We start from the raw sequence: 12,130 nt of genomic DNA on the forward strand, positions 1-12,130 counted from the left end.
CATTTTGATAAAAAAGAATAAATTATTTTTTAATTCACTCGTTATCAGCTACTTTTTTTTACGCTGTAACATGCGTTTTATCTCGTTGAGTTTCATTAATGCTTCTACAGGGGTTAACGTATCAATGTCAGTCTGGAGAATTTCTTGCTTTATTTCTTCCAATAATGGATCATCCATATTGAAAAAGCTCAATTGCATTTCATCTTCTACACTTTTTAAATCGTCTGCTAATTCTTCACTTGAATGTGATTTTTCTAAACGCTTTAAAATTTTATTGGCTTTGTGAATGACTTGCTGCGGCATTCCTGCCATTTTAGCTACATGAATACCAAAACTATGCTCACTTCCACCTTTGACTAATTTACGCAAAAACAAAACATTATCCTTCAATTCTTTTACAGAAACATTATAATTTTTGATGCGATCAAAAATTTCCGTCATTTCATTCAATTCATGATAATGCGTTGCAAACAATGTTTTTGCACGCGAAGGATGTTCATGTAAGTATTCCGAAATTGCCCAAGCTATAGAGATTCCATCATAGGTACTTGTTCCACGACCAATTTCATCTAACAATACCAAACTACGATCAGAAATATTATTCAAAATGGAAGCCGTTTCGTTCATTTCAACCATAAACGTAGATTCGCCCATCGAAATATTATCACTAGCACCTACTCTGGTAAATATTTTATCCACCAAACCGATTCTGGCTGCATCTGCGGGCACAAAACTCCCCATTTGAGCCAAGAGTACAATTAAAGCTGTTTGACGTAATATGGCAGACTTACCACTCATATTTGGACCTGTAATCATAATAATTTGTTGTCCTTCTCTATCCAAATAGACATCATTGGCAATATAACTTTCACCAATTGGTAATTGTTGCTCTATTACTGGGTGACGACCATTTTTAATATCTAAATCAAATGAATCATCAATTTCAGGATATATGTATTTATTTGCCTTTGCTAAGGTAGCAAATCCGCACAAACAATCTAGCTTTGCTATAATGTTTGCATTTTGTTGAACTGCCTTTATATATTGATTAATCCAGACGACTAAATCTGCAAATAACTCTTGCTCTATTTGCATTATTTTTTCTTCTGCACCTAAAATCTTGGTTTCGTATTCTTTTAGTTCTTCCGTAATGTAACGCTCTGCATTTACTAACGTTTGCTTTCGCGTCCACGCTTCAGGCACTTTGGCTTTGTGTGTATTTCTAACTTCTATGTAGTATCCAAACACATTATTGGATGCTATTTTTAACGACGGAATTCCAGTTGCTTGGCATTCGCGTTCTAGCATTTTATCTAAATAATCTTTTCCTGAAAAAGCAATACCTCGCAATTCATCTAACTTATCAGAATAACCACTAGCAATGGTATTTCCTTTCAGGATATTTACAGGCGCTTCCTCATTTAAAGTTTCCTTTATTTTAGAACGTAATAATTCACATTCATGAATAGTATCTCCAATTACTTTTATCGCTTCATTACTACTATTACTTGTAATTTGTTTGATAGGAACAATTGCTTCGAGTGAATTCTTTAATTGAATCACTTCTCTTGGCGAAACTTTTCCTGTAGCAACTTTGGAGATTAAACGTTCAATATCGCTTATTTGTCGAATATGATGTTGAATTTTATCCAATTCTTCATCTTGATGCAACAAATGATTTACAACTTCATGACGTTGTTTTATTTTTTGACTATTCTTTAACGGCAATGCCAACCAACGTTTCAATAAGCGTCCGCCCATTGGCGAAATAGTTTTGTCAATCACATTAATTAATGTAATTGCATTAAACGATGTAGAAGCGTATAATTCTAAATTTCGAACCGTAAAACGATCCATCCACACATATTCATCTTCAGCAATACGCGCAATAGAGGTAATGTGTTGTAATTTATTATGACGTGTTTCTGATAGATAGTACAAAACTGCTCCTGAAGCAATTATTCCTTGACTTAAATCTTCAACTCCAAATCCTTTCAGCGAACTTACATCAAAATGTGTGATGAGTTTTTCATGTGCAAAATCATCTTTAAAAACCCAATCTTCTAAATAAAATACATGATGATTGGTTCCGAATGTATCTGCAAAGGCTAACTTTTTTTGTTTTGGAATTAAAATTTCGCTTGGCTTGAAGTTTTGTAATAACTTATCAATGTATTCTTCCGAACCTTGCGTAGTCATGAATTCTCCTGTAGAAACATCTAAAAAAGAAATTCCAAGCAACTTTTTCCCATAATGAATGGCGCATAAAAAGTTGTTTGTTTTCGCTTGTAACACCTCATCATTAAAGGCTACTCCTGGCGTAACTAATTCTGTGACACCACGTTTTACAATCTTTTTAGTTTGTTTTGGATCTTCTAATTGATCGCAAATAGCTACACGTTCACCTGCTTTTACCAATTTTGGCAAATACGTATTTAAAGAGTGATGTGGAAATCCTGCGAGTTCAATATTATCGCCTCCATTATTTCTGTGCGTAAGCACAATTCCTAAAATATTGGCGGCTTTTACAGCATCTTCACCAAAAGTTTCATAAAAATCTCCAACTCTGAATAGCAACATTGCATCAGGATATTTTGTTTTGATGCCATTGTATTGTTTCATCAAAGGAGTTACTTTTTTCGCGCTACTTTTTGCCAATGTTTGGTTTTTTTAGTGTTATTTTTGCAGAAATTGTTGAACTGCGAATTTAATAAATTCAAGGAAATCTCACGAATTACCTATGAGAAAACTTAAAAATAGTGAACTAAACCGATTGAGCGTTGACGAATTTAAATCGTCCGAAAAAACTAGCATTGTTATTATTTTAGATAATATTAGAAGTTTAAATAATATTGGATCTGTGTTTAGAACGAGTGATGCTTTTTTAATTGAGAAAGTATTTTTATGTGGAATTACTGCTAAACCACCACATAAAGATATTCACAGAACCGCTTTAGGCGCTACAGAATCGGTTGCATGGGAATATCGTGAAGATACGCTTGCATTGGTAAAAGAATTACAGGAAAAAGGTGTAAAAGTTGCTTCTATTGAACAAGCTGAAAATGCTGTTATGCTGAATACTTTTACTCCTGAAAAACCAAATACGTATGCATTAGTTTTTGGAAATGAAGTGAAAGGTGTACAACAACAAGTAGTATCAATAAGTGATTATGTAATTGAAATTCCGCAATTTGGAACCAAACATTCACTAAATATTTCCGTAAGTGCTGGTGTTGTGATTTGGGATGTGTTTAGTAAACTTGCGCTTTAGACTATTAAACTTCTCGGATTTTCGGGTAATAAGTTTGAAATCAAAAATGATGGATTCCTGCCTTTGCGGTAACGCAATCTAATAGGCAAAGCTTAGTCTATAAATATACCTTATGAATTTCCGAAACGATTTTTTTGTAATCATTGTGATTCGCAACAAAATCTAAATCAGAAACATCAATAATTTTCACATTTAAATCTTTGTGTGTTCGGATGAATTCCAAATAACCGTTGTTGATTTTATCTAAATATTCTGAAGGAATTTTTTGTTCATAATCACGTCCACGCTTTTTAATATTTCGCAATAAACGTTCTGTATTTTGATAGAGATACACGTACAAATCGGGCTTTGGAATTTCCTTGTACATAATATCAAACAACTTTCTATACAACTTGTATTCTTCGTTTTGCAAGGTCACTTTTGCAAAAATTAAAGATTTGAAAATATCATAATCCGAAACAATAAAATCTTTAAACAAATCTAACTGAGATAAATCATCTGAAATTTGCTGATATCTATCTGCCAAGAACGACATTTCTAACGGAAACGCATAACGACCATTGTCTTCATAAAATTTTGGTAAAAATGGATTATCTGCAAAACGTTCTAAAATTAACTTTCCATTAAAATCTTCTGCAATTTTGGTAGCTAACGATGTTTTTCCGGCACCTATATTTCCTTCTATGGCAATGTAATTGAATCGAGAAAAATCTTTTTTACCGTTTGGGTTGTGTAATTTTTCTTCACTTTTTTCAATACCATCTAACACGATAACTTCATTGAGTTGTGAAACCGTTTTTTTATATGTTGGGTGAATTTTACTCGGTGCAATATCACATAATGGTTGCATTACAAACTTACGTTCATGTGCTAACGGATGCGGTAATTTGACCAATTCTGTATCTATAATTACATTTTCATAAAAGATGATATCAATATCAATAGTGCGATCTTGATAACCATTTTTATCATTTCGCACACGTCCGAGCGACACTTCTATTTCCAGAATTTTAGTCATGACTTCAGCTGGTGACAACTCAGTACCCAAACACAAACATGCGTTGTAAAATTCGCTACCTTCAAAACCCCAAGAAGGTGTTTCATAAATAGCAGATACTTTTAAAACACGTCCAATTTCCGTAGAAAGTTTCTGTACAGCATTTTGCAAGTGTGCGCGTCTATCGCCAACATTACTTCCTATAGATATATATGCAGTTTGTAACAAATGTGGATGAAATTATAAAGGTTGTGTACGCTCAAAATTGATCCACCAAATATAATTAAAATATATGGATAGCCTCATGAAAATTGCATCATTACCTATCTTTTTCATTGTTATATAATAGAATGAAATGCGTTCTATTTTTGGTTTGAAAATTTAATCCTGATTAATTTCACAAAAAGTGTAACATTTTAACTTAAAAGCACACTTACTTCATAGTTGTTCGATTAATCAATATTTTTGTCGAAAAATTTACAAAACACAAATACTATGAATTTTTTAAAACGTGTACTTTCAACTGTGGTTGGAATTGGAGTTTTCTTTGCAATTTGTTTCTTTTTATTGATCCTTTTAATTTCTGTTTCAGGCGGATCTGATTCAGATACAGTTGTTGTAAAGAGCAATACGGTCTTAGAGTTAAATTTAGATCGTCCTATTGAGGATTATGCTGGAAAGTTTGATTACGGCGATTTAACTTTTTTCCCTAACGAACCTAGTTATGATGGATTATTTGACATTATCAATGCTATTCATTACGCGAAAAATGATGCGAAAATCAAAGGAATTTCTATCAAAAACAATAGTCTTCAAGCTGGAATGGCACAAACAAAAGCCATTCGTGATGCTTTAGTTGATTTTAAAGAATCTGGAAAATTCATCGTTGCGTACGGAGATTATATTTCACAAAAAGATTACTACTTAAATTCTGTAGCAGATACTATTTACTTAAATCCAGTTGGTGCTTTAGACTTTAAAGGTTTGGCTATGGAACGTATGTATTACAAAGATTTCCAAGAAAAATATGGTATAAAAATGGAAGTAATTCGCCATGGAAAATACAAAAGCGCTGTAGAAGGCTATTTAAACCAAGAAATGAGCGAAGCCAACAGAGAACAAATTTCTGTGTTTTTACAATCTATTTGGGATGAAATGCGAAAAGAAATTGGAGAGAGTAGAAATATTACTTCTGACAAATTAAACACATTGGCAGATGAACTAAGCGGAAGAAATCCAAAATTAGCTTTAGCTTCAAAATTGATAGACAGAGTTGGATATGAAGATGAATACGAGGCTGGAATTCAAAAGGCTATGGGACAAAATAGTGATGTAAATAGAATTGATATTTATGATTACTCAGAATATGCAGGCAAAAAACCAAAATCATCAAGTGGAAGTGATCGCATTGCTGTTATTTATGCACAAGGTCAAATTATGTACGGACAAGGAGATGAACTTACTATTGGACAAGGAGTAATTAATAATGCATTAATAAAAGCACGTGAAGATGACAATGTAAAAGCAATTGTATTGCGTGTAAATTCTCCTGGAGGAAGTGCTTTAGCCAGTGAATTGATTTGGAGAGAAATTGAGATGACAAAAAAAGTAAAACCAGTAATTGTTTCTATGGGAGATTTGGCTGCTTCTGGCGGATATTACATTGCGTGTAACGCAGATAAGATTTTTGCCGAACCAACTACAATTACAGGAAGTATTGGTGTTTTCGGAACTGTTCCAAATATGCACGAATTAGCAAACAATTTAGGAATTAACGCCGAACAAGTTGGAACTAATAAAAATGCTGTTGATTATAGCGTATTTGAACCAATGACAGATGAACAACGTGCTTTAATAAAAGAAGGTATTGAAGATATCTACGATTTATTTACACAACGCGTTGCTGACGGACGTAATATGGCACAAACGGCCGTAGATGAAATTGGGCAAGGACGTGTTTGGACAGGAAACGATGCATTAAAAATTGGATTAGTAGATGAAATTGGAGGTTTGGATATGGCAATTGAAGCAGCAGCAGCAGCAGCTGACATTGAAGACTACCGTATAAAAGAATTACCAATTTATGAAAAAGACTTTGAAAATATTTTAGATCAATATACAGGTGGATTTATTCAGTCAAAAGAAGCTATTCTAAAAGAAGAATTAGGAGACAAACATTATATGCTATTGCAAAAAATGAAGAAAATGACACAAATGGAAGGTCCGCAATTATTATTACCATACGATATAGAGATTAAATAATTTTGTTAGTTATTAATCACTAAAAAAGCCTTTCCGTTTTACTGGAAAGGCTTTTTGTTATATAATAATTCTATTATTTGTCATAACACGCTGGAACCGTAGATGGCGCTGGTTGAGTATTTGCAGTACAAGTTGCGCTAATGCGTGTACAATAAGAAGTTAGCGGTATTGACGATCCTCCTAGTAATTGTCCTTCTGTTAAACTAGAAATATTTTTCTTGTTTAATGCTAATGTTTTTAAATTTAGTTTTTTCATAATAATAAATTTTTGTGATTAATATTGAGGCTAAACTAATTCAGTTTTCACTCAAAACAAAACACTTACAATCAGACATTTATAAATTACGACTCGTGATTTATATATAACGATTCTTAATAAAAAGTTAAAAAATCCTTTCAAAATAATGAAAGGATTTTTTACTTTTCTTGAAAATATATGTAGTATATAAGCTCTTAATATTCGTTTGGCGCATCAATTGGCACAGTACAAATTCCATTAGATCCATTACCACAGTCTGCACTACAATTTGCTCTTGTACAGTTTAATGCAGTTTGGAAAGGCGTACAACCATCCGTACAACCAGCTGAAAATCCACCACCATTAATAGCGTCACTATTTAAGTTAGAAATTGAGTTTTTGTTTAATACGAATCCTTTTATTGCTTTTTTCTTCATGGTTTAAAGTTTTAATTTGTTAATAATTATATGTTGATATGGTTTAAATTCTATCGTTTTCTTCCATTGGACAAAGAACTGATCCACCTCCACTACAATCTGCTGTACAATTTGCTCTAGTACAATTTAATGCTGTTTGAAAAGGTGAACATCCATCAGAACATCCTGCTGTAAATCCTAGTGCTCCACCATTAATAGCGTCGATATTTAAGTTAGAAATTGAGTTTTTGTTTAATGCGAGTCCTTTTATTGCTTTTTTCTTCATGATTTAAAGTTTTATGGTTTTATTAGATTATGTTTAAATTTTATCGTTTTGTTGGTTATACGGACAAAGAATTGATCCACCTCCACTACAATCATCTGTACAATTTGCTCGTGTACAATTAAGTGCTGTTTGAAAAGGCGAACATCCATCAGAACATCCGGCAGAAAATCCTCCACCGTTAATTAGGTCACTGTTTAAATTAGAAATTGATTTTTTGTTTAATTTGAGTCCTTGTAATGCTTTTTTCTTCATGATTTAAGTTTTTATTGATTTAAAATTATATATGTCTATTTCGTTTCGACAATGCTAAACTACTCATGATCAGTAAGCTAAAAAAATTAAGTCTCTTGATATTTATAAATATCAACATGTTATTTATGAATTCGTTATGCGTATTTTTAGTGAAAGAAAAAATCACAAAAAGAAAGTTTAGTATCTTTACAAAATGACCGTAGCAGACAAAAAATTAGCTTCTAAAATATACTTGTATTTAGCAGCATTATTCATTACTTCCTTAGTTGTTTCTAATTTAATATTTCAGAAATTTTTCTATTGGTATCCGTTTGACATTAAAGTTTTTGGAGAAAATCTTTTTGAAATTTCTGTTGGACTTTTACCCTATCCACTTACTTTTTTAATCACAGACGCCATTTCTGAGATTTATGGAAAAAAGAAAGCCAATCAAGTCGTAATTGCAGGTATTTTCGCTTCTCTTTTCTCACTGGGAATTATTTATATTTCAAAAAGTGTTCCTGCAACTTCATGGTCACATGTAGATGACGGAACATTTACGCATGTATTTGGAAATGCGCCTTTAGCAGTTATAGCTTCAATGCTAGCCTATCTTTTTGCACAATTCATAGACATTCAACTATATCATTTTTGGAAAAAATTAACTAAAGGAAAACATTTATGGCTGCGTAACAATTTTTCCACATTCGCATCTCAATTTGTAGATACAGTATCAGTAATTACGCTACTATGTTTTTTCGAAATTATTCCGTGGGATAAATATGTTGGTTTAATTGCTGCTGGTGTTATTTTTAAAATTCTTGTTGCTTTTATTGATACTCCGTTTTTATATTTAATAGTTTATGTATTTAGAAAGCGTTTTGGCTTGAAAATTGGAGAAGAGATAGACTTAGACGAATATCCCGAAAATTTATCATCTTCTTAACAGTGATTTTTTGAAATTTCACGTTATTGAACAATCCAAAAAAATGGAACTCATGAAAGTGAAAAAAGTATTAAAAATAACTGGAATAACACTATTAGTTTTAATTATTGCGTTAATAACAGCTCCTTATTTATTTAAGGATAAAATTATTGCAATGGTAAAAGAAACCATCAATGAAAATGTAAATGCACAAGTTGATTTTGCAGATGCAGATGTGAGTTTCTTCCGAAACTTTCCGAAAGCTTCCATTGTATTAGAAGATATTTCTGTGATCAACAACGCTCCTTTTGAAAATGACACGCTATTTTATGGAAAAGAAGTTGCAGTAACAACAGCTATTGGCGAACTTTTTAAAGGTCCAAACGAAGCCATTCAGGTATATAGTTTTACTATTGATGATGCAAAATTGAATATTCTTGTTGATGAAAATGGAAATGCTAATTATGACATTGCAAAACCAAATGAAACTATAGAAACTACTGGGAATGTTTCAGAAACTTCTGATTTTAAATTCAAAATAGATAATTATCACATTCTCAATACAGACATTCAATATCATGATGCGAAAAGCAATACAAAGCTACTTATCAACAACTTACAACATGAAGGTTATGGCGATTTTTCATTGGAAAATTCTGAGTTAAACACCACAACTGATGCGCAAATTTCCTTTGGAATTGATGACATGAATTATATAGAGCAACAACAAATTGCTTTGGAAGCATTGATTGGAATGGATTTGACGAATGGAAAATATACATTTCTTGAAAACAAGGCATTAATCAATCAGTTGCCATTAAAGTTTGATGGTTTTGTGAAAATAAATCCTGATTCACAAGAAGTTGACTTAACTCTGCAAACACCTTCATCTGACTTTAAAAACTTTTTAGGTGTTATTCCGAAAGCATATGCTAAAAACATATCAGGTGTAGAAACTTCTGGAAATTTTGAAGTTTCGGGAGAAATCAAAGGATTGGTGACTGAAACTACCATTCCAAAAATTGATATCAAAGTAGTTTCAAACAATGCATCTTTCAAATATCCTGATTTACCAAAAAGTGTTCAAAACATTAATATAGATGCACAATTAAAAAATACAACAGGAAAAACAGAAGATACCTTTTTCAAAATTGGCAACTTAGCGTTTAAAATTGATGAAGATTCATTTCGTGGAAACGGAACAATTTCACAATTAACTACAAACCCAAAAGTAAACGCCACTATTATTGGAAAACTGAATTTAGGAAATATTACAAAAGCGTATCCTATTGAATTAAATAAAGAATTAAGTGGAATTTTAGATGCTAATTTGACGACAAATTTTGATATGAATTCTATTCAGAAAGAACAATATGAACGCATCAAAAACAATGGACGTATAACTGTTTCCGACTTCTTGTTTTCATCTAAAGATGTGGTAAATCCGTTAGCAATTTCTGAAGCAAAAATAGATTTTATCCCAGGAAAAATTTCTTTAAAAAAGTTTGATGCAACCAGTGGTAAAAGTGATTTTAACGCAACTGGAACGATTGAAAACTTAGTTGGTTTTCTATTTAAAGAAGATAAATTAAAAGGAAACTTCAACGTAAACTCAGACAATTTCTATGTAAGTGATTTTATGGTCGCTAGCGAAGAAGGAAGTGAAAATAAAAACACGGAAGTAACGGAAGGTGAAGCATTGAAAATTCCTGCATTTTTAGATTGTAATATTTATGTAAATTCAAATAAGGTATATTACGATAATATTACTCTGAATGAAGTAAAAGGAAATTTAGCACTAGTAGATGGAGAAGCTATTTTAAAAGATGTCAGTTCTGAAGTTTTTGATGGGAAAATTAAAATGTCGGGCTTGGTTTCTACCAAAACAGACATTCCAACATTTGCCATGGATGTAAACATGGATGAGTTTGATATTTCTAAATCATTTAATGGATTAGAGTTGCTTCAAACTATTGCACCAGTCGCAAAAGCACTGAATGGTAAACTCAATACAATTATTTCTTTAAAAGGTGATTTAACCCAAAGTTATACCCCAAATTTGACATCAATTTCTGGAAACGCTTTCGCGGAATTAATCACAACTACATTAAAATCTCAAAACATTGATTTCTTCAATACAATTAATGATAAGCTAACCTTTATTGATCTGAATAAAGTTAATATTGACGATATTAAAGCAAAATTATCTTTTGATGACGGGAAAGTAAGTGTAAAACCATTTTCGTTTAACTATAAAGATATTGACATTACGATTTCAGGAAGTCACGGTTTTGATCAATCGTTAAATTACGATGCTACATTTAATATTCCGGCTTCTTATTTAGGATCGGAAGTCACAAAATTACTATCTGAAGTTAAATCTGATGAAGCAAAAAACATTAAAGTTCCTGTCTCCACAAAAATTACTGGAAACTTCACAAGTCCTAATTTCACAACAGATTTAGCGAGTGCAACCACAGATTTAGTTACAAAATTAGTTAAATTAAAAGCACAAGAAGCCATAGGAAATATCAAAATTGGAAATGGTACAGCAGGTGATATTTTAGGTGGTTTAATTAAAGGGAATAATACTAAAAAAGATTCTACAGTAACAACACCAGATTCTCCATTGGATAATATCAAAAGTGGACTAGGAAGTTTGTTAGGAAATCGCAACAAAAAGGAAAAGGCTAAAAAAGAACAAGAAAAGAAGAAAGACTCTGTTAATTAATTAGTATAACAACACCTTATTTGTTGAGCTGCCTATTCATGATGAACGAATGTGAAATTATTTTTCAATCATTCAATTCTTTAATTTTTCAATCACTTGTGTAATGATTCCGAAAAACTTCCTACCAATACATCATGGAATTTTTATGGTACTTTATTATTGGTGTTTTTGTTACGTTTTTAGGTGCAATTCCGTTAGGAACGGTTAACATTTCGGTGATTAACACAACTTTACGTGTAGATGCACGGAATGCAATGAAGATTGCACTTACTGCTGGAATTGCCGAAATTATCATTTCATTTTATGCTTTACATTGTAGCATGGTGGTTTCGTCATTTATAGATATGAATCAATGGATTCAGATTGCAATTGCCATTATACTATTTTTAATTGGTGGAATTTTATTCTTCAAAAAGAAAAAAGAAACGCAGGAGAAAAAATTTAAAATGTCCAGATACATTACAGGACTATTCCTTGGTTTGTTAAATCCGCCAGTATTAGTGTATTGGTTATTTATGATTACTTATTTAAATAAAAATGCTTTCCAGTTAAACATGAACACATCCTTAACTATTCTGTTTGTGTTCTTTTCAGGTGTGTATTTAGGAAAATTATTGACGCTTTACGGTTACAGTAAATTTAGTATACTTATCAAAAATAAAGTGCAAAATATTGCCACCATGATCAACAAAGTAATTGGTATCTTGTTATTTGTAATTGGAAGCATTCAAATTTTAAAGTATATGTTTAGTTAATATAGTATTGAGTAAAAG

The 12,130-nt window shown here is 31.8% G+C and carries 11 protein-coding genes; 5 read left to right on the forward strand and 6 right to left on the reverse strand.

Annotation, left to right across the window (positions count from 1 at the left end; genetic code table 11):
- Positions 1-48: 48 nt before the first annotated feature.
- A complete protein-coding gene (gene mutS, locus Q0828_RS06815; protein WP_298418838.1) occupies positions 49-2,658 on the reverse strand; it encodes a DNA mismatch repair protein MutS in 2,610 nt (869 codons plus the stop codon).
- A gap of 82 nt (positions 2,659-2,740) precedes the next feature.
- Between mutS and Q0828_RS06820 the strand changes: the two genes are divergently transcribed.
- Positions 2,741-3,271, forward strand: coding sequence for an RNA methyltransferase (locus Q0828_RS06820; protein WP_298418841.1), 531 nt, complete (start codon positions 2,741-2,743; stop codon positions 3,269-3,271).
- A 97-nt stretch (positions 3,272-3,368) separates the two neighbouring features.
- Here the strand turns inward: Q0828_RS06820 and folK are convergent, their stop codons facing one another.
- The gene (gene folK / locus Q0828_RS06825; RefSeq protein ID WP_298418843.1) at positions 3,369-4,496 is read right to left on the reverse strand and encodes a 2-amino-4-hydroxy-6-hydroxymethyldihydropteridine diphosphokinase; all 1,128 of its coding nucleotides are present in this window, start codon (positions 4,494-4,496) and stop codon (positions 3,369-3,371) included.
- A 267-nt stretch (positions 4,497-4,763) separates the two neighbouring features.
- Between folK and sppA the strand changes: the two genes are divergently transcribed.
- Positions 4,764-6,530 carry a signal peptide peptidase SppA gene (sppA, locus tag Q0828_RS06830; RefSeq protein WP_298418845.1) on the forward strand — a complete coding sequence of 589 codons (1,767 nt, stop codon included), beginning with the start codon at positions 4,764-4,766 and terminating at the stop codon, positions 6,528-6,530.
- 73 nt (positions 6,531-6,603) lie between these two features.
- On the opposite strand, the gene Q0828_RS06835 is transcribed toward sppA, so the two are convergent.
- From Q0828_RS06835 to Q0828_RS06850, 4 genes are all read right to left on the reverse strand, one after another.
- On the reverse strand, positions 6,604-6,786 hold the full coding sequence (locus Q0828_RS06835) for a hypothetical protein (protein ID WP_298418847.1): 183 nt from the start codon (positions 6,784-6,786) through the stop codon (positions 6,604-6,606).
- A gap of 197 nt (positions 6,787-6,983) precedes the next feature.
- On the reverse strand, positions 6,984-7,205 hold the full coding sequence (locus tag Q0828_RS06840) for a hypothetical protein (RefSeq protein WP_298418850.1): 222 nt from the start codon (positions 7,203-7,205) through the stop codon (positions 6,984-6,986).
- A gap of 43 nt (positions 7,206-7,248) precedes the next feature.
- Entirely contained in the window at positions 7,249-7,470 is a 222-nt protein-coding gene (locus tag Q0828_RS06845) for a class I lanthipeptide (RefSeq protein ID WP_298418853.1), read from the reverse strand.
- 33 nt (positions 7,471-7,503) lie between these two features.
- Complete coding sequence (locus Q0828_RS06850) at positions 7,504-7,722, reverse strand: hypothetical protein (protein ID WP_298418855.1); 219 nt, start codon at positions 7,720-7,722, stop codon at positions 7,504-7,506.
- Between the two features lie 193 nt (positions 7,723-7,915).
- On the opposite strand from Q0828_RS06850, the gene Q0828_RS06855 reads away from it, so the two are divergent.
- The 3 genes from Q0828_RS06855 (at position 7,916) to Q0828_RS06865 (ending at position 12,112) form a co-directional block, all read left to right on the forward strand.
- Positions 7,916-8,647, forward strand: coding sequence for a queuosine precursor transporter (locus Q0828_RS06855; RefSeq protein ID WP_298418857.1), 732 nt, complete (start codon positions 7,916-7,918; stop codon positions 8,645-8,647).
- Between the two features lie 52 nt (positions 8,648-8,699).
- Positions 8,700-11,357, forward strand: a complete 2,658-nt coding sequence (locus Q0828_RS06860) for an AsmA-like C-terminal region-containing protein (protein ID WP_298418860.1) — start codon at positions 8,700-8,702, stop codon at positions 11,355-11,357.
- 134 nt (positions 11,358-11,491) lie between these two features.
- A complete protein-coding gene (locus tag Q0828_RS06865; protein ID WP_298418862.1) occupies positions 11,492-12,112 on the forward strand; it encodes a LysE family transporter in 621 nt (206 codons plus the stop codon).
- Positions 12,113-12,130: the final 18 nt, after the last annotated feature.

The sequence above is a fragment of the uncultured Kordia sp. genome (genome assembly GCF_947496985.1).
Lineage (GTDB): Bacteria > Bacteroidota > Bacteroidia > Flavobacteriales > Flavobacteriaceae > Kordia.